The organism is Aquimarina mycalae, from assembly GCF_029906345.1.
Taxonomy (GTDB): Bacteria; Bacteroidota; Bacteroidia; order Flavobacteriales; family Flavobacteriaceae; genus Aquimarina.
Window position 1 is genome coordinate 598,500 of record NZ_JARYGY010000002.1, and the last position, 24,188, is coordinate 622,687.

Annotated in this window: 23 protein-coding genes and 1 pseudogene; 15 read left to right on the forward strand and 9 right to left on the reverse strand. The window is 32.5% G+C overall.

Annotation, left to right across the window (positions count from 1 at the left end; all coding sequences use genetic code 11):
• The first annotated feature begins 48 nt into the window (after nucleotides 1–48).
• The gene (gene asnS / locus QBK95_RS07280) at nucleotides 49–1,491 is read left to right on the forward strand and encodes an asparagine--tRNA ligase (protein WP_280932076.1); all 1,443 of its coding nucleotides are present in this window, start codon (nucleotides 49–51) and stop codon (nucleotides 1,489–1,491) included.
• A gap of 10 nt (nucleotides 1,492–1,501) precedes the next feature.
• On the opposite strand, the gene QBK95_RS07285 is transcribed toward asnS, so the two are convergent.
• The 8 genes from QBK95_RS07285 to QBK95_RS07320 form a co-directional block, all read right to left on the reverse strand.
• Nucleotides 1,502–2,083, reverse strand: coding sequence for a hypothetical protein (locus QBK95_RS07285; protein ID WP_280932078.1), 582 nt, complete (start codon nucleotides 2,081–2,083; stop codon nucleotides 1,502–1,504).
• Nucleotides 2,080–2,547, reverse strand: a complete 468-nt coding sequence (locus QBK95_RS07290; RefSeq protein ID WP_280932080.1) for an ankyrin repeat domain-containing protein — start codon at nucleotides 2,545–2,547, stop codon at nucleotides 2,080–2,082. The genes QBK95_RS07285 and QBK95_RS07290 overlap by 4 nt, the downstream gene beginning before the upstream one ends.
• A 175-nt stretch (nucleotides 2,548–2,722) precedes the next feature.
• Nucleotides 2,723–4,951 (reverse strand): catalase/peroxidase HPI, encoded by a 2,229-nt coding sequence (gene katG, locus QBK95_RS07295; protein ID WP_280932082.1) that lies wholly within the window; start codon nucleotides 4,949–4,951, stop codon nucleotides 2,723–2,725.
• A gap of 161 nt (nucleotides 4,952–5,112) precedes the next feature.
• Nucleotides 5,113–5,877, reverse strand: a complete 765-nt coding sequence (locus QBK95_RS07300; RefSeq protein WP_280932084.1) for a LytR/AlgR family response regulator transcription factor — start codon at nucleotides 5,875–5,877, stop codon at nucleotides 5,113–5,115.
• 4 nt (nucleotides 5,878–5,881) lie between these two features.
• Nucleotides 5,882–6,895: a sensor histidine kinase gene (locus QBK95_RS07305; protein WP_280932087.1), complete on the reverse strand. Its 1,014-nt coding sequence runs from the start codon at nucleotides 6,893–6,895 to the stop codon at nucleotides 5,882–5,884.
• 242 nt (nucleotides 6,896–7,137) lie between these two features.
• Nucleotides 7,138–8,109: a serine hydrolase domain-containing protein gene (locus tag QBK95_RS07310; RefSeq protein WP_280932089.1), complete on the reverse strand. Its 972-nt coding sequence runs from the start codon at nucleotides 8,107–8,109 to the stop codon at nucleotides 7,138–7,140.
• 7 nt (nucleotides 8,110–8,116) lie between these two features.
• Nucleotides 8,117–10,432 (reverse strand): outer membrane beta-barrel protein, encoded by a 2,316-nt coding sequence (locus QBK95_RS07315; RefSeq protein ID WP_280932092.1) that lies wholly within the window; start codon nucleotides 10,430–10,432, stop codon nucleotides 8,117–8,119.
• Nucleotides 10,433–10,661: 229 nt separating this feature from the next.
• Nucleotides 10,662–11,420 carry a helix-turn-helix domain-containing protein gene (locus QBK95_RS07320; protein ID WP_280932093.1) on the reverse strand — a complete coding sequence of 253 codons (759 nt, stop codon included), beginning with the start codon at nucleotides 11,418–11,420 and terminating at the stop codon, nucleotides 10,662–10,664.
• Between the two features lie 327 nt (nucleotides 11,421–11,747).
• Between QBK95_RS07320 and QBK95_RS07325 the strand changes: the two genes are divergently transcribed.
• From QBK95_RS07325 to QBK95_RS07345, 5 genes are all read left to right on the forward strand, one after another.
• Nucleotides 11,748–12,143, forward strand: a complete 396-nt coding sequence (locus QBK95_RS07325) for a CesT family type III secretion system chaperone (protein ID WP_280932095.1) — start codon at nucleotides 11,748–11,750, stop codon at nucleotides 12,141–12,143.
• Nucleotides 12,144–12,147: 4 nt separating this feature from the next.
• Nucleotides 12,148–12,861, forward strand: coding sequence for a PspA/IM30 family protein (locus QBK95_RS07330; RefSeq protein WP_280932098.1), 714 nt, complete (start codon nucleotides 12,148–12,150; stop codon nucleotides 12,859–12,861).
• Between the two features lie 59 nt (nucleotides 12,862–12,920).
• Nucleotides 12,921–13,235, forward strand: coding sequence for a YbjQ family protein (locus QBK95_RS07335; protein ID WP_280932099.1), 315 nt, complete (start codon nucleotides 12,921–12,923; stop codon nucleotides 13,233–13,235).
• Nucleotides 13,236–13,391: 156 nt separating this feature from the next.
• Entirely contained in the window at nucleotides 13,392–14,090 is a 699-nt protein-coding gene (locus QBK95_RS07340) for an OB-fold-containig protein (protein ID WP_280932101.1), read from the forward strand.
• A 25-nt stretch (nucleotides 14,091–14,115) separates the two neighbouring features.
• On the forward strand, nucleotides 14,116–16,173 hold the full coding sequence (locus QBK95_RS07345; protein WP_280932103.1) for a flotillin family protein: 2,058 nt from the start codon (nucleotides 14,116–14,118) through the stop codon (nucleotides 16,171–16,173).
• Nucleotides 16,174–16,177: 4 nt separating this feature from the next.
• Here QBK95_RS07345 and QBK95_RS07350 read toward each other — a convergent pair whose 3' ends face one another.
• Nucleotides 16,178–16,306 (reverse strand): hypothetical protein, encoded by a 129-nt coding sequence (locus QBK95_RS07350; RefSeq protein WP_280932105.1) that lies wholly within the window; start codon nucleotides 16,304–16,306, stop codon nucleotides 16,178–16,180.
• Nucleotides 16,307–16,416: 110 nt separating this feature from the next.
• Between QBK95_RS07350 and QBK95_RS07355 the strand changes: the two genes are divergently transcribed.
• The 9 genes and pseudogenes from QBK95_RS07355 (at nucleotide 16,417) to QBK95_RS07390 (ending at nucleotide 24,185) form a co-directional block, all read left to right on the forward strand.
• A complete protein-coding gene (locus QBK95_RS07355) occupies nucleotides 16,417–16,665 on the forward strand; it encodes a hypothetical protein (RefSeq protein ID WP_280932107.1) in 249 nt (82 codons plus the stop codon).
• A gap of 36 nt (nucleotides 16,666–16,701) precedes the next feature.
• Nucleotides 16,702–16,965: a hypothetical protein gene (locus QBK95_RS07360; RefSeq protein ID WP_280932109.1), complete on the forward strand. Its 264-nt coding sequence runs from the start codon at nucleotides 16,702–16,704 to the stop codon at nucleotides 16,963–16,965.
• Nucleotides 16,966–17,025: 60 nt separating this feature from the next.
• Nucleotides 17,026–17,376 (forward strand): DUF3592 domain-containing protein, encoded by a 351-nt coding sequence (locus tag QBK95_RS07365; protein WP_280932111.1) that lies wholly within the window; start codon nucleotides 17,026–17,028, stop codon nucleotides 17,374–17,376.
• A 58-nt stretch (nucleotides 17,377–17,434) separates the two neighbouring features.
• A complete protein-coding gene (locus QBK95_RS07370) occupies nucleotides 17,435–17,692 on the forward strand; it encodes a hypothetical protein (protein ID WP_280932113.1) in 258 nt (85 codons plus the stop codon).
• Nucleotides 17,693–17,753: 61 nt separating this feature from the next.
• Nucleotides 17,754–17,825 (forward strand): annotated as a pseudogene (locus QBK95_RS22900) (GIY-YIG nuclease family protein); the annotation flags it as partial.
• A gap of 18 nt (nucleotides 17,826–17,843) precedes the next feature.
• Nucleotides 17,844–18,038, forward strand: a complete 195-nt coding sequence (locus tag QBK95_RS07375; RefSeq protein ID WP_348637328.1) for a hypothetical protein — start codon at nucleotides 17,844–17,846, stop codon at nucleotides 18,036–18,038.
• Nucleotides 18,039–18,126: 88 nt separating this feature from the next.
• Entirely contained in the window at nucleotides 18,127–23,043 is a 4,917-nt protein-coding gene (locus QBK95_RS07380) for a DNA repair ATPase (protein WP_280932118.1), read from the forward strand.
• 8 nt (nucleotides 23,044–23,051) lie between these two features.
• The gene (locus QBK95_RS07385) at nucleotides 23,052–23,612 is read left to right on the forward strand and encodes a hypothetical protein (RefSeq protein ID WP_280932119.1); all 561 of its coding nucleotides are present in this window, start codon (nucleotides 23,052–23,054) and stop codon (nucleotides 23,610–23,612) included.
• 93 nt (nucleotides 23,613–23,705) lie between these two features.
• A complete protein-coding gene (locus tag QBK95_RS07390) occupies nucleotides 23,706–24,185 on the forward strand; it encodes a MarR family winged helix-turn-helix transcriptional regulator (protein WP_280932122.1) in 480 nt (159 codons plus the stop codon).
• The last annotated feature ends 3 nt before the right edge of the window (nucleotides 24,186–24,188 follow it).

Below are 24,188 nucleotides of genomic sequence, written 5' to 3' on the forward strand. Positions count from 1 at the left end.
AGCTTGCTCATTCCATCTGACCGATGTAAAACAAATAAAACTAAATTGATGAAACATACTAAGGTAATAGACGTATTAAAGAGTGAGAAACTATTACAGCCTGTCACGGTAAAAGGATGGGTTCGTTCTTTTCGTAATGATCGTTTTATAGCGATAAATGACGGATCTACAATTAAAAATATACAATGTGTTATCGAAGACAACACTATTGATGCAAAGATTACTGATAAGATCAATGTAGGAGCAGCAATTTCCGTAACTGGTACTTTGGTAGAGAGTGAAGGAAAAGGTCAGCGTGTTGAGATTAAAGTTACCAACGTTGATATAGAAGGAGTAGCTGATCCTGAAGAACTAAAATTAACTATTCTATCACCTAAACGCCATAGTCTAGAAAAATTAAGAGAGCAAGCCCACTTAAGGGTGCGAACTAATACATTTGGAGCAATTATGCGAATGCGATCAAAATTATCCTTTGCTATCCATGAGTACTTCCAAAAAAATGACTTTTACTATGTACATACTCCTGTGATTACAAGAAGTGATGCAGAAGGAGCAGGAGAAGCATTTAAAGTTACAAACCTTGACCTAAACAACATTCCAAAAGATGAAAACGGTGAGGTGGATTATAAACAAGATTTTTTTGGTAGTGAAACCAATCTTACAGTTTCTGGGCAATTAGAAGCCGAAACGTATGCTATGGGATTAGGGCAAGTCTATACTTTTGGACCTACTTTTAGAGCAGAAAACTCTAACACTTCTCGTCATCTTGCAGAATTCTGGATGGTAGAGCCTGAAGTTGCTTTTTGTGACTTGGATGGAAATATGGATCTTGCAGAAGATTTTATAAAGTATGTAATCCAATATATGTTAGATAACTGTCAGGATGATTTAGAGTTTTTAGAAAATCGTCTGGTACAGGAAGACAAACAAAAACCTCAGGCAGAACGTGCAGAGATGTTATTAAGAGATAAACTGAAATTCGTTCTAGACAACAACTTTAAACGAGTAAGTTATACTGAGGCAATTGAGATTCTCAAAAATTCTAAACCCAACAAAAAGAAGAAATTTAAGTTTCCTATTAATGATTGGGGAGCTGATTTACAAAGTGAGCATGAACGTTTTTTAGTTGAAAAACATTTTAAATGTCCTGTAATATTATTCGATTACCCAGCAGATATTAAATCTTTTTACATGCGCTTAAATGAAGATGGTAAGACAGTAAGAGCTATGGATATATTATTTCCTGGGATTGGAGAGATTGTTGGAGGTTCTCAGCGTGAAGAGCGCCTTGATGTGCTAAAAGAAAAAATGGCTGCTCTTAATATCCCTGAAGAAGAATTATGGTGGTATTTGGATACGCGTCGTTTTGGAACCTGTAAACACAGTGGTTTTGGATTAGGTTTCGAAAGACTTGTGTTATTTGTTACAGGAATGGGTAATATTCGTGATGTAATTCCATATCCAAGAACTCCATTAAATGCAGAGTTTTAAAAATCTTAGATTAATTTCTATGTTTCTTTAATAGAATCTCAGAAATCAGATTATCAATCATTTTTTGATTAAGATCTGATTTCTGAGATTTATTTTTTTCATTTTGAATTTTTTCATAATGAGGAACCTTTCCTGTTTCCTTTAACAACTGCAATGTATCTTCAAAAAAGTTGTTTAATATGGGCATAACAAAACGACTATCTTCATTTATATCTATAAGACGAATAAATTTCTTAGCATATGCCAAGAAAATTTGAGGGTATTGAGAAAAAGTAAAAAGCGCTTCGCAAAAACTTTGATGTACCTCTTCTCTTCTTAAATAACACTTAAACTTTAACTTAGCAGGATTAATATGCTTTAAAGTATATAGTATAACACTATCCTTAATAAATATGCTATAATCATTCGAAGAATAATAATAGACTTCCATGCCTATATTTGTATTTATTACGATCACTTCGTTTCCAATACTCTCTTTTAAGAAAGATTGAAAAATCTTTACCATGTTTGAAGACATTAACAGACGTCTTTTGATATCTGTAGATTTTATATTTACAGATTTTATACCTTCTATGTCATTAGTTATACTCACTTAGTTTTATTCAAAAATTCCGAAAAGTCGATTCCTTGGTTTTTCGCATGCATTTCGGCCGTATATCCTTTATTATCTTTTACTTGGATATCAGCTCCATTATTAATTAATAATTTAATAATCTCCTTTTGACCAAAAGTAGCAGCAAATATTAAGGCTGTTGCTTCATTATAATTTTTTATCTCAACATCTGCGCCAGAAGAAATTAGCAATTCAGCAATATTAAAATACCCTTTAAAACACACTCCCATAAGTGCTGTATTACCCGAAGCATCCTGAGCATTGATATCAGGATTATATTTTAGCAGAAGTTCTGTAATCTGTTCTAATCCATAATATGTAGCTAGCAATAAAGGAGTGGATCCTCTTTGATCTTTTGTATTAACAAGATCAGCATTGGTATCCAACAATTGTTTTATGGTATCAAAATTTTCTGATCTTATAGCATTAAAAATAGTATCCATATAGTAACTTGATGATTAAACAAAACTTCGATTAGAAAAGGTATTTTTTGAAGATATCAAAAAAAATATCCACTCTATAAAAATTAGGAGAAATTTATAATTCTATTCATTAGTATATCAATAACAGGTGACTTGAATTCAAATCACCTGTTACAACATATAAAATCTAGGGAAATTAAGAAATGTCAAAACGATCAAGATTCATCACTTTATTCCAAGCTTGTACAAAATCTTTTACGAAACGTTCTTCAGAATCCTTGCAAGCATACACTTCTGCAAGTGCCCGTAACTCAGTATTAGAACCAAATATAAGATCTACACGAGAGCCTGTCCACTTGAGTTCTCCGGTTCTGCGATCACGGCCTTCAAACGCTGTATCCTGATCAGAAGTTGCCTTCCAAGTAGTAATCATATCTAGTAAGTTTACGAAAAAATCGTTGGTAAGAGATCCCGAACGATCAGTAAACACTCCATGTTGAGATCCATCATAGTTTGTATCTAGCACACGTAAACCTCCAACAAGAACAGTCATTTCTGGCGCTGTTAATGTCAACAAATTTGCACGATCTATCAACATTTCTTCTGCAGAAACTTTAAATTGACTTCTTTGGTAATTACGGAAACCATCTGCAACTGGCGCTAATGCTGCAAAAGAAGTCACGTCCGTTTGTTCCTGAGAAGCATCCGTTCGTCCAGCTGTAAAAGGCACTGTAATTTTATGCCCAGCACTTCTAGCAGCTTCTTCTATTCCAGCAGAACCTCCAAGCACTATCAAATCAGCAATAGAAACTGTTTTACCTTTTGCATTAAATTCTTTTTGAATTCCTTCTAATACTTCTAGCACTTTTGCCAATTGCGCTGGGTTATTTACTTCCCAATCCTTTTGGGGTGCAAGTCTTATTCTTCCACCATTCGCTCCTCCTCTTTTATCAGAACCACGAAACGTCGAAGCGGACGCCCAAGCGGTGCTTACCAATTCAGAAATTGTAAGTCCTGAAGCAAGAATCATTTTCTTTAAGGACGCTATATCTGCATCATTTATTAATTCATGAGTAACTGCAGGAATTGGGTCTTGCCAAATCAATTCTTCCCTAGGAACTTCTGAACCAAGATAAAGAGCAACAGGTCCCATATCTCTATGTGTTAATTTAAACCAAGCACGTGCAAATGCATCCTCAAAAGCAGCATGATCGTCACGGAAACGTTTAGAAATTTCAAGATATTTTGGGTCAATTTTAAGTGCCATATCTGCAGTAGTCATCATAAGCACTTGTGTCTTAGATGCATCTCCAGCTGTTGGTGCAACATCCGCATTAGATCCCGCAGTTGGTGTCCATTGATGCGCTCCAGCTGGACTCTTGGTTAATTCCCAATCGTAATCCAAAAGCACTCTAAAATAGTCGTGGTCCCATTTTGTCGGATTTGGCGTCCAAGCACCTTCAATACCACTTGTAATAGTGTCATTTCCAACACCACTTCCAAAAGTGTTTTTCCAACCTAAACTTTGTTCTTCAATACTTGCTCCTGCAGGCTCTGCTCCTACATATGTATCTGGATCAGCAGCGCCATGAGCTTTTCCAAAAGTATGTCCTCCTGCAACAAGTGCTACAGTTTCTTCATCATTCATTGCCATACGTCCGAACGTCTCTCTAATATCTTTTCCTGATGCCATCGGATCTGGATTTCCATTAGGACCTTCAGGGTTTACATAAATAAGTCCCATATGAACTGCTCCTAACGTACTCTCTAGTTCTCCGTCATCATATCGCTCTTCATTACCAAGCCATTCTGTTTCAGAACCCCAATATATATCTTGTTCTGGTTCCCATATATCTTCTCGTCCTCCAGCAAAGCCAAAGGTTTCAAAACCCATAGATTCAAGCGCACAATTTCCCGCAAGGATCATCAAATCTGCCCAAGATATTTTTCTTCCATATTTTTGTTTGATTGGCCATAATAATAATCGTGCTTTATCAAGATTTCCGTTATCAGGCCAACTATTTAAGGGAGCAAAACGTTGTGATCCAGAACCAGCTCCTCCACGACCATCTTGTATACGGTAGGTACCAGCACTATGCCATGCCATACGAATAAAAAGCCCTCCATAATGACCATAATCCGCAGGCCACCAATCTTGCGAATCCGTCATAAGATCATATAAATCTTTCTTTATAGCAGCCAAGTCAAGACTTTTAAATTCTTCTGCATAATTAAAGGTATCTCCCATCGGATTAGATAACTCAGAATTTTGACGAAGTATATTTAATTTTAACTGATTAGGCCACCAATCACGGTTAGTGGTACCACTACCTGCTCCCTGCTTTAGTGAGCCATTTAAAAAAGGACACATGTCTTCTCCAAAAGCACCATTACCCGAACCGTGAGATGATTTGTTATTTTCCATATTAAAAGTTTAAAAGAGTTTACGAATTTTAGATACCTAAAAATACAATAACTTTTACTTATAAATTTAATATGTGTCATATATAATATCTATTCAATTATATGACGATTTTATCAACCATATTCTTAAAGTATTTTTTTTTGTTTATAACTACTTATAGATCATTGTTCTATCCATTTCCTAAAATCTGAAGTTGTTGAAGAACTAGTCATCACTTTTTCTTCTAATCCAATTAATTTTATTAGCAACCTATTTTTGAAATGATTTTCTATTGTCTCTATATATTCGATATGGATAATCTGACTTCGATTAATTCTAAAGAATTTTTTTGGATTTAGTAATTCAGTTAATACTCCTATCTTCTCCAAAATCGGATGAGTTTTTCCTCGTAAATCTGTTGCCACACAAAAATCTCCAGAAGCATTTACAATACTTATATCTGCAACATTTAGAAGTTGAATTCCTTTTGTCCTTTTTATTACAAATCTTTTTTTATAGCTTATCTCGTCTTTTTTTATTGCAGATTTAAGTATATCAATGGTAGTATGATCTAATACATTATAAAGACCTTGCTTAAATAAGGATTGATATTTCTCTATTGCCTTTTCAAAATCATTCTTTGAATATGGTTTTAAAATATACGCTATCCCATTAGTGTTAAAAGCTTGAAATAAATATTCATCATGTGCAGAACAAAAAATTATTGGGCAGTCTACGGATATATTATTAAATAAATCAAATGAAGTACCATCCAACAACTGAATATCAGACAAAATAACATCATAAATATTATTCTGTAAGAATACATTGCCGTTTTTTACCGAACGTGACCAATCATGAGAAAAATCTTCTCCAAAAAAACTATTAAGATGCATAATCAACTTTTGATATGCTGGAATTTCGTCTTCTAAAATTAATATCTTCATAATATTAAGATTCGTAACTTAATTTGATAATCGGAATCGAGATTTTAAACTTTGATTCTGTATTGTGGATTTGTACCTGATCATCTGACAACAGTTTGTAACGTGCTTCTAAATTCTTTAAACCAGTTCCAAAAGATTCTTCTGTAGAATGAACTTTGGATTTAGTATTGGTTACTGTTAACCAATTATTCTCTATTACAATGCTCACTTTTATACTGTTATTATTTTCTGTTTTATTATGCTTTACGACATTTTCCAATAATGTTTGTATAGATCCAGTAGGAATAAATTTATCCATTACTTCATCTTCTTTTTTGATTTCAAAATCATAATCCTTTCCAAATCTAGTTTCTATTAAAAAGATATAATTCTCTGCAAACGCAATTTCTTCAGAAAGTTCCATAACCTCAGCATCTTTAGTTCGAATCAAATAACGATAAATCAATGATAAACGATTAATATATTCTTTAGCCTTTGCTGTATTACTATCAATCAGTGCATCTAACGTATTCAGGTTATTAAATAAAAAATGAGGATCAATCTGAGAACGTAATAGTTTTAATTCATTTTCTTTTTGCTGTTTTTGTACGTTAAAAAACTGAGCTTGACCTTCATAGAATTTTTTTGCTAGTAAAATACCAAAAACAAAACCAGCATCATCAGACAATCTAAAGAAACATTGAAGCAAAAAATCATACCATTTAGGGAACTTATTCCAATCACCGTTACCAGTCCAATATCCTGCTAAATAATCAATAGCTCCAAAAAAACAGAGTATAATGAGACCAAAAAATACAAATTGAACATATTTCTTTTCTTTGACTATATAGCTAGGAATAAGCCAATACATAAAGATTAAAATTATTACAAAAGAAAGTATAGCAGCTAAAGGAATATCAATAAGATATTCTATGAGTACATTACCAGACCTATAATAATCTATGCAATTAAAGAGAATGGTAACCGCATATACTATAATAATAACAATATAATCCGACTTATTTAATCTAGTATCCATAGTTTAAATCTTCTTGTTCTTTGGTTTTCTAATTCTCCTAGCAATCCCTTTTATTAAAAATACTATCACAAGAATAAGAAAAATAGATAATACACCTAATGTAAAGTATAGTTTTGTATAGCCTGGATCTGCGATCAGATAAAAAAACATATCCTGCCCGAGTTGCTCACCATATTCTGAGTTGGTAAATAGCACATATCCCCAATCTTTTTTAGTATCTAAAAGAAACCAACTAGTAAACCCTATGTTATTACCTCCATGACTATAAATATTAGTAAATGCACCTTTAAGTTTGCAAACCCCAGTGTATATCTAACATCAAAATCATCGTAAGGTACTTTAGAATGTGGTTTTAATAATTCTTCATAACTTTTTGGAGATAAAACATCCTCATTCATCACTCCAATCATCCATTTAGAAAAATCTATTGATTCTGAATGAATTGAAGCTGGCGATGAAAATTTATTATCATCTTTTTTAAACCAATAGTCATTTTTCCAATCTATCCAATTATTATTTTTATCGTAGGGCTCTGCTTTATTTTTTCTAGTGTAATCATTTTGTATATACACGGTATGATCCATTCCCATAGGTCTAGCAATTCGTTTTTGAAACTCTTCTTCTAACCCCTTATCATCTATTCTCAAAACATGTTTTAACACTTGGGTCAGATAATCATAACCTTCTCCAGAATACAAGTAATCTGTACCTGGATCAAATTGAATTTTCAACATATTATCTTTATCGTCCTCTCTCCAATTCTGAAAGCCAGATTGATGACTTAATACCATTCTTGCAGTAATTCTTTTATAACGTTCATCATGAGCAATATCAGGATATTCTAAATATTGATATAATGGTTTATCTAGATCAAGAATTCCTTCTTCTACAAAAGTCATTATAAAGAAACCAAATACTGGTTTTGAAATAGATGCACCTTCAAAAATAGTTTGCGCGGTTACAGCTTTTTTTTCTTCCACATTAGCATATCCTTCTATTTTGTGATACACCACTTCTCCATTATTAATAATTGCGATTGATGCTCCAGAGATTTTATATTCCTTCATTTTAGCATCAATAAACACATCTAACGAATCTTTAGGAATATCAAAACCTAAGTAACTATCGATTGAAGAATTCTCTCTCGAAGTACAACTCATACTAAAAGTGCCTAAGAATCCTAGTATTCCTAAATACAGCATAAACTTTTTCATAATAATTCTAGTTTTTATCATCAATTCTATCCTGTTCTTCTTCAGAAACATTACCTCTTTTCTTATTTTTATTAAACTTAGAGCCAAAACTATAGTTTAACTGTAAGAACACATTTTGCCTTGACCAGTCATTCACAATTGAAGCATTTACATTATCATAATTAATAGTTCCATAGAATTTTCTATTCAGAATTTCCTCAAACTCTATACTTACTTTTAATCGATCACTTAAAAATTTCTTACTAAGCGAAACGTCAATACCAGCTATCCATTCATACTCGATTTGCCCTTCTAATCCGCCAGTACTATAATACCCTGAAATTTCAGAATTTATTCCCCAAGGCAGCTTATACTCTGCACTCGTAAACCAGGTTAAACTCCATTGTGACAAATCTAAAGCTGGAGTTAATCTTTCTGATCGATATTCATTGTAATTTACAATAACTCCTGTATAACCATCCAACCCTTTTATAAAATCCAAGGGACCAAATAAACTAGCACTAATATTGTTGTTTTCAGCTAGATTAATAACAGAACGAGATGTTTCTGCGGATGCATCATTTTGTGTTATAATTTCGAAAAGTGCATCTGTTGTTCTTCCATAACTTACACTAAAAAATGGTTGATCTTCATAAGTAAGGTTAAGACGATAGCTATTTGTAAAAGCTGGTTTTAGGTTCGGATTTCCTTCTTCGAATGTAAAAGGGTCATAATAATATACAAATGAGTTTAAAGAACTATATGATGGTCGTTGTATTCTGTAGCTATATGCCAAATTTATTCCAATTTTTTCTGTAATTTCTCTACCAAGACTGGCACTAGGAAAAAACTTAGAAATAGTTCTCGTTCTTGTTTCATTCTGTGTAACTGATGTTCCTTCGGTATTACTTTCTTCCCAACGTAACCCTCCAGAGAAAGACCATTTATTATACTTAGCGTTAAACTTTGAGTAAATTGCCAAAATATTTTCATCAATTAAAAATCTATTACTTTGATTTACATTATTCACAAACTCGCCTTGATCATTCTCTACAAATGCTTGTAAATCACTATCAGAGTTTATCATTGAATACTTAGTTCCAAAACCCCAACTAAAATTATCATTCTGTGTACGTTTATAATCGCCTTTATAAGTAAAAATTTCATAATCTGCATTCTGAAAATATCGTTGATTATCATAATCTACAATACTCTGTTCTACCTTAAATAAATTGTTTTCATTATCAAATGAATAATCTATATAATTAAAATCCAGAGTTATTTTATTTTTTTGATCATCATATTCATAATAAGGGTTTATCGTATAGGTCACTCGATCTCTATCAAAACTATTATCTGTCAACAATTCTGTCTCAGACACATCATCGATAATGATTGTACTATTTTCGGTAATACGATCAGAAATTGACTGAATTCTATTTGCGTTTACTCCAAGAGTATTTTTATCATTTAAGTAATAATCCAAACCTGCACTTATTCTAAATGTTTCGGGATCAAATGGAGAAATTGAAGTTTGATTATATGTTTCATCAAGTACTTGTCTGGATATAATTAAATCTTCTCTCCAAGATGACTTCATATATCCTGCGCTAGCTTGCCAATTCAACTTATTTTTATAGCTTGCTATAGAAGCACTAGTACCGTATACAAAATCCTCTACATAACCAGTAGTAGCTTTAATATTTCCGTGAGTTCCTAATTTTACATTTTTTTTCAGAATGATATTTATAATAGGACCCGAACCTTCTGCATCATACTCTGCTCCAGGCTGCTGAATCAGTTCTACTCTTGCTATATTATCCGCTGGCATCTCTCTTAGTAGAGAAGAAACATCCATATAATCTGTTGTTTTTCCATTAATCAGAATTCTAATATTTCCTTGACCTCCATAACTTAAATTCCCATTAGTCACAATAACTCCTGGAACCTTTTTCATTACATCTTGTAAATTCGTATTAATCATTTCTGACTTTTCGATATCGACAATTAATTTTTCTGCAGTCTGCTTAATAATTGGTTTTTTATAAGTAATTAATACTTCATCTAATTGTTCTGATTGTAATACAAAATTTATAGTTAACTCTTTCCCTTCATTACTCAAACTAAAAGCTTCTGAAGTTTTAGTATCATACCCTAACATTGACACTTCAATTCGATAACTGCCTGCTCCAATGTTTTCGAAAAAGTAAGCTCCTTTTTCACTGGTTGCCATTGCAGAAATTGCAGTATCTGTTTTCTCTTGATAAAGAATAACATTAGCAAAAACCAAAGATTCCTGATTTTGATCTGTAACATTCCCTGTAATTGAGTTCTGTGCACTCATCGTTTTTATTGCTATAAGCAGAATACATACAAGTATTTTTTTGAATTCCATAACTTTTCGTTTCTTGATTGATGATGAAACAAATGTAGATTCGTATTATCCTATTATAAAGTAGATTCTGCCCAAATGGGTCAAAAAACAGTTTAATGGGTATCAATTTACTTTAAGATTTAAAAACAAAAAAGAGGAGCAATTGCTCCTCTTTTAACCATTTCTTATACCATAAAAGTTACCTCATCTTTTCTTTCATTTTAAGCAACTCTTGTTCGATCATTTGTAATTTACCTTCCATACCATCCGCAAATTCTGGGATACGTTTACAAAACACATAACGAACTCTCCACATTTCCTTAATTTTCGAAATCGGATATTCGTCATCTTCAATATTTTTATGATCAGCTCTTAGGACTACATTATTATTAGTAATATAAAGTCTTCTAAAAATCAATTTAGTATCTGTTAAGACAATTACAAGCGTTCCGTTGTTTAGTTTTTTAATTACATCATTAGGAACTTTCTCTCCAACAACGATATCTTTTGGATAAAATCCCTGATCGTGATTGGTCATTTCTAAATTTAAGACTGTATAGGCTCTAAACTCTTTTGAAGGATTGACTGGCAATTGCACCGTAGGAAGTTCTTTTACAAAATTCTCCTTATCATATAAAGATATATATTCATGAGAAGTACTTTCTGTAATACATGGAATCAATGCAAATTGTTCACGTTTGACATCTTCTGCATAAGTAGTAAGATCTCCTTTAAATTTTAAAAGTTCATTTACGGTAAGATCACCTGTTAATAGCTTGTCAATTTCAATGCTAAAATAATTAGCTATTTTTATGATCGTATCTATTTTTGGTTCACTTCTACCTTCCTCATAAGCCCCCAAAGTCCCTCTTTTCAGGTCAAAAAGCTCTGCAAATGCTTGTTGACTTAAACTTTTAACACTTCTAATTTTTTTAATATTTTTTCCAAAAAATGACATTTTTGCTAATTTTATTTGCAATTATAAAAATTTATTGTACATTTACACTAACAATATTAGCTAATATATTTCAATAATGCTAATTTTAGTAGAAATACTTTTATAAGGTATACTGGTTTTGGGCAAAACTAGAGACATTACTAAAAATTTTAGCAAACAACTAATTCATTAACTTATAAAAACAACATACCCATGATAGTCATCGTACAATATCTTGCTAATTTAGCCGTCGATATAATAGAAAAGTTATCTTACTTTTTGTAATATTGATATAGTGTCAGCAACTAGAAATAAATTACTAATTATCAATCAAAAAACAACCATCACATGCAAGATCACTTCCAACTGGTGAAAGATTATTTACTGAAGCTTAATTTTAATATAGTTCATGAAAATGAAAGAGATGGAATTATAATGATCAGTAAAGAAAATGAAGGAATTAAAAACCTTATTCTTGGTGTAGCATTACCAATTTTGATTATAGAACAGCACATATTCAATATCAAAAACAAAAATGAAATTGTATATCGCAGTTTACTTCAAAAAAACAGAGATATCGTTCACGGAGCATTTGTTCTAGACGAAACTGGAGAGAAAGTAATCTTTAGAGATACGCTACAATTAGAAAATTTGGATCTCAACGAATTGGAAGGAACATTAAATTCATTAGGTCTATTATTGAGTGAATACTCGCAACAAATTATAAATTTTTCAAAATATTAATACTATGAACTTTTTCAAAAGACTATTTAAAATAGGTGAAGCTGAAGCACATTCTGCTATCGATAAAATGGAGGATCCTATAAAAATGACAGAGCAAGGGATTCGTGACATGAAAATTGATCTCGAGAAAAGTCTTGAAGCATTAGCGCAAGTAAAAGCGTTAGCGATTAGATCTAAAAACGACACTGAAGAGTTTGCTGCCAAAGCAGAGGATTACCAACAAAAAGCAATGCTTATACTTAAAAAAGCACAAAGCGGTGATCTTGAAACTGCAGAAGCAGATCGTCTTGCAAAAGAAGCTTTAATCAAAAAAGAAGAATCCTTACAACATGTAACACGTGGTAAAGGTGAAACAGAAAAATTTGATAATTCTGTCTCTCAACTTGAAAAAAATGTACAAGAGATCAAACAGAATATTAGCAAATGGGAAAACGAATTAAAAACCCTGAAAGCTCGTGTAAAAGTATCTGCTGCTACAAAAAATGTAAATAAGCAAATGGCAGAAATCGATAGCTCTAGTACAGTTTCTATGTTAGAGCGAATGAAAGACAAAGTAAATCAAGAAGAAGCCTTAGCAGAAGCTTATGGAGATATTGCAAATGCTTCTAAATCGATTGATGATGAGCTAGACAAAGCTGCTGATGCTACAGAAACAACAGCCGAAGATGATTTAGCAAAATTAAAAGAACAATTAGGATTGAATGACAAAAAGAAATAAGTAAAAACTAAACACTTTTGGTCTATTCAGTTTACGTATAACATATAAAACTAATAGCCATGATAATTTCAACAACAGAGACAGTACCCAATAAAGAGATTACCCAAATTTTAGGAATTGCAAGAGGCAGTACCGTTAGAGCCAGAAATATTGGTAGAGATGTATTTGCTGGATTAAAAAATATTGTAGGAGGTGAAATCGAGGAGTACACCAAGCTACAAGCGCAATCCCGAGAACAAGCCATGCAAAGAATGGTGCGTGATGCACAAAATTTAGGTGCTGATGGGGTAATAAATGTGCGACTTACGACATCAATGGTTATGCAAGGTGCATCAGAGATACTTGCATACGGAACAGCAGTGAAATTTAAATAACATCATTATGGAAATATTATTTATAGCACTGTTCTGGATAATAATACTGATTCTCCTTGTCTATTTGATATTTAGGAGAATCAGAATCAAAGAAACTGAAGACTTTGAAAAAAGGGATAATTAAACGACAAATTAACTAACTAAACAACTACAACTTTGAAGGAATTAGTAGACATAGCCTTTTCGCCAGTTAACGCATTTTTCTCCATAATGTGTATTGCGCTAATATTATATTGGATTCTAACCATTCTAACTGGTCTGGATTTAGATTTTTTTGATGTAGAATTTGACGCTTCAACCGATATAGATTTAGATGTGGATATGGACGCGGATGTTGATAATTACAATCCAGATGTAGATTTACCACAAAAAAACCTAAATACAGAAGTTCAATCAGAAAGTGTTGGTGTACAATTTTTAAGGTATTTCAATTTTGATGAATTACCACTAATGTTCATGTTAACCATCTTATTTTTTTCGATCTGGTTTATTTCAATAAACATAACACATACTTTTGGTTGGCAATCTAACTGGTTAGGGTTTCTAATGTTGATTCCAAATTTAATTATAAGTCTTTTCATTACTAAACTTCTAACCAAACCTATTGCAAAATTGTATCGAATGATAGATCATAAAGGCGAAGAAGAAATTGACTTTCTTGGACGAAGGTGTATCGTGAAATCTCCAGTATCTGGTGAAAAATTAGGTCAAATAGAAGTAATGGTAAAAGGTGACCCTATAAGAGTTCAAGCAAAAGGATTCAAAGGAGCATCTATTACTTCTGGAGAAGAAGCTTTGATCGTTAATGAATCTAAAGACAAAAAATATTACTTAATAGAAAAATTTCAATCATAATAACCAACAAAAAATTTAAATTAATATGTTAGAGAAATCATCATTAATAGTCTTGGTAGCTATAGTAATAGTTGCCTTTGGATTGATTGTATGGATAATATCAATGTACAAAAAAATTATCCAGGGGAAAGTTTTGGTACGAACTGGTGCAGGTGGAACAAAGGTCTATTTCAATGCTGGATTAGTAGTTCCAGTACTTCATAAAATGGAAATAATGGACATTTCCGTAAAAAAACTTGAAATCGAAAGAAGCGGTGTAAATGGCCTTATCTGTAAAGATAATATTCGAGCAGATATCAAAGTAGCATTCTTTGTACGTGTAAATAAATCAAAAGCTGATATTATTAATGTCGCACAAACTATAGGTTGTGCAAGAGCTTCAGAAATTGAGGTTCTACGTAATTTATTTGATGCTAAATTCTCGGAAGCGTTAAAAACCGTGGGGAAAAAATTCGAATTCGTAGAACTATATGAAGCTAGACGTGAATTTAGAGATGAGATTGTAAATATCATTGGTACAGATCTTAATGGATACATTCTGGATGATTGTGCGATTGATGATTTAGAGCAAACATCATTAAGCGTTATGAATGCTGATAATATTCTTGATGCAGAAGGAATTAAAAAGATTACAGAATTAACTGCTGCCCAAAATGTAAAATCTAACCTTATCAAACGAGATGAGGAAAAAGTAATTCGCAAACAAGATGTAGAAGCACGTGAAGCAATTCTGGAATTAGATAAGCAGTTAGCTGAAAAAGAAGAACAACAAAGAAGAGAGATCGCAAATATTAAAGCTCGTGAAGAAGCTGAAATATTAAAAGTATCAGAAGAAGAACGCTTAAAATCCGAGTCTGCTCGTATATCTACAGAAGAAAAAGTCAAAGTAGCTGAAGAAAATATGCAGCGCCAGATTATTGTTGCAGAGAAAAACAAACAACGTACTGATGCGGTAGAAACCGAAAGAGTAGAAAAAGATAGAATGCTTGAAGCTACAGAACGTGAACGTATTGTAACATTAGCCCAAATAGAAAAAGAGAAAGTAGTAGAGGTTGAGAAGAAAAACATTCAGGATGTAATTAGAGATCGAGTAATGTTAGAAAAAGGAGTGGTAGAAGAGCAAGAAAACATGAAAGACATCGAAGCTTTTAAAACTGCTGATCGTGAGAAACAAGTAAAAATTACAATTGCAGAAGCAAATGCAGAAGAAGCATTGATTTCTACAATCAAAGCAGCTGAAGCACAAAAAGAAGCTGCTAAACAACAAGCCGAAGAAATTAATATCGAAGCACAAGCACAGAAAGAGGCAAGTGAAAAAGAAGCAGAAGCTCGTAAGACATTAGCCGAAGCAAAAGCAAAAGAAGAAGCAACTATCGGTATGTCTGAAGCTCAAGTAATGCATGCAAAAGCAGATGCCAATGAACGTCAAGGATTGGTTGAAGCAACTATTATAGAGAAGAAAGCCAAAGCGGAAGCAGCTGGTATTCTTGCAAAAGCAGAGGCTATTAAAGAAGAAGGCTTAGCTGAAGCGGAAGTAATTAAAGAAAAAGCATTAGCTGATGCTGCCGGAATCGAAGAGAAAGCTGAAGCTATGAAAAAGCTAGACGGTGTTGGTAAAGAGCACGAAGAGTTTAAACTACGATTAGATAAAGAATTACAAGTTGACTTAGCTCAGATCAATATCCAAAAGGAAATTGCAGATGCACAGGCAGAAGTAATTGGTGAAGCATTAAAAGCAGCTAATATTGATATTGTTGGTGGAGAAACAATGTTCTTTGATCAAATCGTTGGTCAGATCACCAAAGCCAAAGGTATCGACAGATTGGTTCAACATTCTGATAATATCCAGGATGTAAAAGATGCAATCTTAGGTAGTGATGATGTAAAAGGTAATCTTTTAGAAAAAGTAAAAGAATTTGCAACTAAATATGGAGTCTCTTCAGAAGATATCAAGAATTTGACAATCGCCAATATTTTGATGGATCTAAAACAGAAATCAGCTAATGAAGAAGAGAACAATCTGTTTAGCAATCTTTTTAATCTAGCCAAAGGATTAGGATTATCAGATAAGAAATTGAAGTAGTAGCTTACTTCTGTCTTTCCAGAAAAAACAGAAAGACAGAAACTCTCCTCCTTACCAAAGGAGGAGAATACTTCTTAAGTTCTTCAAAAGATAGTAATGATAATACTCCACAATACTTTATGAATACAATCATAAATACATTTTTAGACCCATAAAAGTCAATCCCAGATAGTCCTGAACTCTCTTTGGGGTAGTGAGTGATTGACCAGATGGGATTTGTTTAACTTTTTAATACGGTTTAATATGGGATTCGGAGGAGCTCAAGGAATGATTACTTCCTTGAAAAATAATAGTAGAAGAAATAAAAGAGATGCATATGATAGTTGGACTAGTTCTGATAAAGAAAGTCAAGGCATCAAAACAGAGCCTGTTTCTGAAGAAATTTTAGAAGAAATTCGAACTAAAATTAAGAAACAAAATCGAATGAGTACAATTAAAGGTTTGGTAGTTATTGCGATTGGTATCATAATAGCAGCTTGGTTGTTATTCTAAAAGATCATTGAAATACAAATTATAAACGGAAAGCTTATGAGTGCAATTTCGGGAATGAACATTTCGATGAAGAATAATAATCGAAGAACTAAAAAAGAAGCGTTTAGTCATATCAGCGGAACATCTGATAATGAAAGTCAAGGTATCAAAATAGAAGCAGTTTCAGAAGAAACGTTGATAGAGATTAGACAAAAAATGAAGCAACAACAAAAGAGTGCAAAAAAACGAAATATCCTTGTTGCTATCATAAGTCTATTTCTATTTGTTCTAATCGTATGGGCAACATTATCACAAATGTAAAATGATTCTGATATAAGTTGAGTACCTTTTTCAATCTTAACATAATATAACCACTACAAAATGAATAAAAAATTTATAGGATTAATCGCAGTTTTATTGTTATGTATCGGAGCTTTGGCATATAACACATATACCAAGAGAGAAAACCTTATCAAAAATGGTGAACTCACAAAAGCAGTTATAGAAAAAATAACAACCAACAAATATGATAATGAATTATCTCCCACAGTAGAGAACATACATATCAAATATAAATACATCGTAAATACTAAAGAATTTATACAAACACAAGAGATTTCAAGACATGAACATGACTTGTATTTTGCAACAACAGGTAAGGTAGGAGACTCCGTTACTATAACATATGACACTAAGAACCCTACAAATTCTAAGATTGAAAAAACCAAATAATTATGATATGGTATAAACAAAGGCCATAAATATTATACGTATTAAAAAAACTACAAATATGAACACTATATGCACTAATTGTAAATCTGATAAAATAGTATCTGGAGTTAGAGTCACTGATTTAGGTGAAGGAAATGCAAAATTTGATCTTTCTCTTGAAACTTATAAAAAACCAAAAGCTTTCCTTTTTAAAGGAGCTAAAAGATATACTATTAAGGCAAATGTTTGTTGTTCTTGCGGCAAAGTAGAAACATATATAGAAAACCCTGAAGAATTGTGGGCAGAAAATCAAAAAAACAAACTGAGGCTACAATAATTTAAATTAAAAACCTTAATTGTCAGACTGAGCTTGTCGAAGTCCTTATGAAAACGAAATAATGAAATTATATTATGTATACATAGTTCAATGCAAAGACAATTCCTTTTACATAGGAATTACTAATAATCTGAAAAGAAGACCTGTAAATTTGAAGTGGTTTGAAACTTTTACTAATGCAAATGAAGCAATTAAAATTGAAAAAAAATTAAAAGGTTGGAGTAGAAGGAAGAAAACCGCACTTATTGAAGAAAACTGGTGCAAATTAATTGAGTATTCTAAAAATTATACTCAGTTTGGGAACGACATTGACAACATTAGAGAGTCTTCGACAAGCTCAGACTGACATCAGAACTAACAACTAAAAATTAATTGTCAGACTGAGTTCGCTGAAATCACTATGAAACGGATAAGATATTCGATTGCAAATAACTATGGAAGAAACCAACACGAATAACATACAGCTAGACGGAGGAACCTACGAGATCATTCAAAATCGTTTGCAAAAACAAAAGAACGAACTCCAAAACCGTCTTACTCAATTAAATGATGCTAGAAAAGAGGTTTTTGGTAGTGTAGAAACGAAGCTCATTGCCAATAATCGAATAAATACAGAAAACAACTGTATCGCAAGAGATATCGTAACTATAGGTAATTTTTGTCTTTTTGGATATAATGTTCACTTTGGGTTACGAACAGAAATAAAACTAGAAGATGTATTTAGTATATATACATACACTGAAGATCATTTTGCCAATAAAAAACTTGATTTAATTAGTGACCCCATATTTATAGATGACTTTACCAATCTCTATAAATACTATCGCAATACCATCTTTTCTAAATTTGCCATAGTTGGAAATTACCTGCATATGGTATTTCAGCTAAGTGAAAGTGTTTCTGACATTAAAACCTTTAAATGGTTAATTAATGAAGGTGCGCTTACCTATGTTGATAACCGTAGTGAACACGAGTTTAAGTTTCCCAAACAATACGATTTTGATTGGATAGAAGTCACACGTGACATGCATCGTTATGGAACACATCCACATATATCTATACTAGACAAAGTTTTTGTAGAAACTGTAGGAGGTGATCTAACTATCAAAATCGAGGATAATACCGATGATGGGAAAGGAATTTATAATGAAACGGTGGCACAGGTTGATCAAACCTTGGATGATGGCCAATATCGATATGCGGATCTAGGGAATCTAATCGCGTTAGAGATAAAACCTTTTCAAGAATCTCCGCGTTACTTTGTATACAATCACAAGGTTCAGGAAGTCAAAAAAATCGAATGCATAAAAGATGCTTGTGTATTACTACCAGATGATCAAGGGATCATCTATCCTAATGGATATTATTTGCAATCTGGAGAAGTAAAACTATTCAGTAATGAGATTTCTGATGTAAAGTTTCAAGAAAAAATAAGTTCTCCTAATGGAGAAGATTTCTTGTACGTCTTTTATGAAAGTGAAAAAGGACTCTATACTTTGATGTCTTACAATGTTATTGAGCAAGAAGTAAAAACACCAATTATTTGTAATGGATTTACCATTTTAGAACAAGGAGAATTGTGTTATTTCAAAACAGAGGATGAACAAACAAAACATCATGTTATTCAGATTTGGCAAACACCTTTTCTAACTGGAAATGAAATTCCATCAGAATACACGGATACGTTATTATATAAAATCGGAAATAAAGACATTGTAAAAGCAATGGCCGAATGTCACGCACTCATAACACTACTTAACAAAGAGGATAATTATGATGGATTATACGATGATCTGGCAGCGTCTTCTAATGACATTGTGGACAGTTATTATTGGATACGAGAAGAAGATACTTGTAGGTTAGACATTCCTTTAGGCGAAATTAATAATGCTGCCAATGCTGCTATCGATGAATTCGAAAAAGTAGTACAGCTTCGCAGAAATGCTACGAATATTACTAAAGATACCAAGGATAAGGCAGAAGCTATTTTTGGAAAAATAAAAAGTAGTTCTTTTCGCTCTATTGATGACTTTGTACAGGTTTTATCTCAATTAAGAACATTGCGTGGCGAAGTTATTGGTTTGCATGACATTAGATATGTAGACACTCAATTTATTACCGATCTCGAAACTGAAATAGCAACCCAAACGGACAAAATCTCTCAACAATGTGTTCAATTTCTGTTAGATGACAAAGCGCTTCTTCCCTATCATAATCGTGTAGGCGAAAAACAAGAAGAACTTGATACTATTAAGAAAGTAATTGAAGCAAAAACACTAGAAGATGAAGTCAATCAAATTGCTAAAGATTTAGAAATGTTAATCGACATTGTTTCTAATCTTCAGATTGAAGATACTTCTCATTCTACCAAAATTATTGATGATATCTCTTTAATTTTTGCTACGATTAATCAGTTGAAAGCTGGTATCAAAAATAAAATTAAATCCTTAGGCAGTAAAGAAGCTACTGCAGAGTTTGCAGCGCAATTAAAATTAGTAGATCAAAGCATTATCAACTACCTTGATATTGCCCATACTCCCGAAAAAACAGATGAACTACTAAATAAAGTATCTGTTCAATTAGAAGATTTAGAAGGGCGTTTTGCCGATTTCGAAGAATTCATTTCACAAATCATTGAAAAACGTGAAGAAGTCTACAATGCGTTTGAAGCAAGAAAAAACAGTTTAATTGAAACCAGAAACAAAAAGGCTGTCGCTCTAGAAAATGCTGCAAAACGAATATTAAAAGGTGTCACTAAAAAAGCCTTGAGTTTTGATGCTGTAGCAGATATCAATGGATATTTTGCATCAGATCTAATGATCAATAAACTTAGAGACATCATAAATGACTTGATGGACTTGGATGATGCTGGTAAAGCAGAGACTATAGAAACCGCGTTAAAAGTCGCTAAAGAGGATGCTACACGCAAGCTAAAGGATAAACAAGATCTATATGAAGATGGAGAGAATATTATAAAACTTGGAAAACATAAGTTTGGTGTAAATAAGCAACCGCTGGATCTTACAATTGTATACAAAGATCATACATTACAATACCATCTTACAGGAACCGATTTTTATCAGGAAATTGAAAATGAAGTTCTACTACAATCAAAAAAATACTGGGATCAGGAATTAATCTCTGAAAACAATCTGGTATATCGTGCTGCGTATTTAGCATATAAATTATTTGGTAACAAAAAAGAGAATTTACTACACCTAGGAGAAAGTGAGTTATTAGACCTAGTGAAATCTGAAAGTAGTAAAAATTATGCAGAAGGATATATAAAGGGAGTTCATGATGTAGATGCAGCCAAAATCTTAAAAGTATTAATACACAAAGATCATGATCTTGGATTATTACGCTATAGCTCAGCATCGAGATCTTATGCTCAATACTTTTGGCAAAGTTTAAATCCTGAAAAGAAATCCTATTGGAACGCTGCCATTAAAGCTTCTGGTCAAGTGTTAGAAACATTTCCAGACACTACTGCGTATCAAACTGTACTTTCTGATTTAGAAAAGGAAGTTTCAAACTCTGAAATTATAATAGCATTATCTGAAGAAAAAAGACTTCAGCAGAATAAGCACGAGACTAATCCTACTGATATCACGCTAAACGTATCGAGACAAATATCGAACTATCTTTTCGCAGAACTACAAACCGATGATACATTTTGTATTAGTCAAACAGCTCATGAATTACACGAAGCTTTTATTTCAGAATTAAAAAAGAAGAAGGTATTAAGTAAATTCAAAAAATCTATTGATTTACAAAATATTGATCACCTCAAAGACGTAGTACGCTTAGCGATACAATGGGTTACTTCTTTTCTAAATGCTTATCACCCTTTGCATATAGCATATGCACATGAGATTGTATGTATTGTGTTGTTTAAAAAAGAATCTGTTTCAGAAGTAATACATGTCAATCCTTCACAAACCATAGAAGGACTAAAAGGCAGTCATTCAGAAATCATTGAAGGAAATTTAGAATTTAATTATCATCATTTTGTTTCAACATTATCTGAGTTTGCCGCTAAAGAGGTTCCTGCTTTTGAAGCATATCGTGAAGCAAAACATATGGTAACTGAAACCTTAAAAGAAGATCTGAAGTTACAAGAGTTTAAGCCAAGAGTATTATCTTCTTTTGTTCGTAACAAATTAATTGATCAGGTATATCTACCACTGTTTGGAGATAATTTATCTAAGCAATTAGGAAGTGTTGGAGACAATAAACGAACAGATAGAATGGGGATGCTACTACTAATTTCGCCTCCAGGATATGGTAAAACAACGTTGATGGAATATATGGCCAATCGTTTAGGCTTGGTGTTTATGAAAATTAATGGTCCAGCAATTGGTCACGAAGTTACTTCAGTAGATCCTATGGCTGCAAATAATGCTGCCGCCAGAGAAGAGCTCAAAAAACTGAATCTAGCTTTCGAAATGGGTAATAATGTAATGTTATACCTGGATGATATTCAACATTGTAATCCAGAGTTTTTACAGAAATTTATTTCGTTAGCAGATGGCACTCGTAAGATTGAGGGTATCTATAACGGAAAACCCAAAACCTATGATTTACGTAGTAAAAAATTCTGCGTGATTATGGCAGGGAACCCATATACAGAAAGTGGTGAAAAATTTCAGATTCCTGATATGTTAGCCAACAGAGCGGATATTTATAATCTGGGAGATATCATTGGTGATACAGCAGACTTGTTTAAGCTGAGTTTGATTGAAAATGCATTGACTTCTAATCCTGTACTACATCAATTAAGTAGTAAGTATTTTGAAGATATCTATGGATTGATAGAGATGGTAGAAACTGGTACTCAAGAAGGTGTCGAACTAAAAGGTAATCATACGAAGCAAGAAATTCAGGATTATCTTGCAGTATTAGAAAAAGTAGTGATCATACGTAATACAGTAATGCAAGTAAATGCTACATACATACAATCCGCTGCTATGGAAGATTCTTATCGTACAGAACCGTCATTTAAATTACAAGGGTCTTATCGTGATATGAGTAAATTGGTTGCTAAAGTGGTTCCGATTATGAATTCGACAGAATTAGAGACCTTACTTCTATCTCACTATGAAAATGAGTCGCAAACACTTACAAGTGCTGCCGAGGCAAACCTTCTTAAATACAAAGAATTGACCAACACTATTTCGAAAACAGAAACTACTCGTTGGGAAACAATCAAGGACACTTTTGTAAAGAATAATAAATTAAAAGGTTTCGGAGATAAAAATGAAATGGCACAAGTATTAGCACAAATGATGCAATTTAGCGAGCATCTATCGGGAATTCAGGACGTTCTAAAAAAAGGATTAGAGAAGTAATTGGTTTTATGCTTAGAAATGTAAAGATATTATTTTATATAATCGCATTATTATTATACACCTCTAACTATGCGCAAAAAGGAAAAGAGTGGAATACTGACTTATTAAAAGACAACCCCAAAATCCTTAAAAAAATCAAAAAAGATGGGATAAAATTTATCTCTTCTTTAAAAAATGGAAAAATTGAATACTTTAAGGGCCAAAAACCTCCACAAAATACTTGGCGTTATGAAAAATTGGCGCAATATAGAGATAGTCTACATTCAGACAGGTTTATTGCTTATGGGGATCTAATAATGCCATCAAACAAAAAAAATTCTTTCTCTTATAATTTTTTTGCAATTGCTAATAAAGACAAATACAGTTATTATTATTTTGTTGCAATTGTTTCCTTTGATGTCACCAATAATCTCGAAGTGAAGAAGTCTACCTCCTTTCTCTTAACAGAAAAAAAATCATTGATGAGTTGGTGGAATTCTATTTTCTATTTTTACCAAAGTGGACTTGCGGATAAGTTACCTGAAGAATATGTATTTAAGATTTGTCCGCCTCCACCAAGCAATTTATAAGATTAGAGAGATCGATAACAATTCAATATTGTTGTCTATTTCCTTAAAATAAAATTTTTTAATATATTTACATAAGCGCTTATATAAATACTTATGAAATATACATTACAACAACTTGGAGAATTAGGTCTAGGATCCAGGCTAAATAGATTAAGTGAATATTTGATGAAAGAAACTCAAGTTATATACAATACATTAGGTATTGATTTTGATCCGTACCTCTTTCCTATCTTTAAAATTATAGCTGATCAAAACAACACTACCACTTCTACAATACAAGAACAACTACAATACACACAACCCGCTATTACGCAAGCCATAAAAAAATTACTCACCAAAGGATTGATCAAATTTCGGATAGACAAAACAGATAAAAGAAAGAAGCTTTTTAGATTATCTCAAAAAGGAAAAGAAACACATTTGCAATTGGTTCCTGTATGGTCCGTGATTGACACACATGTAAAATGGCTAACAGAAGGAAGCTCTAATAGCCTTACACGTCATCTAACCCATTTCGAAAACCAACTAAAAGAAAAAGCACTAAGTCAAAGAATATTAGAAAACCTAAAATAATAC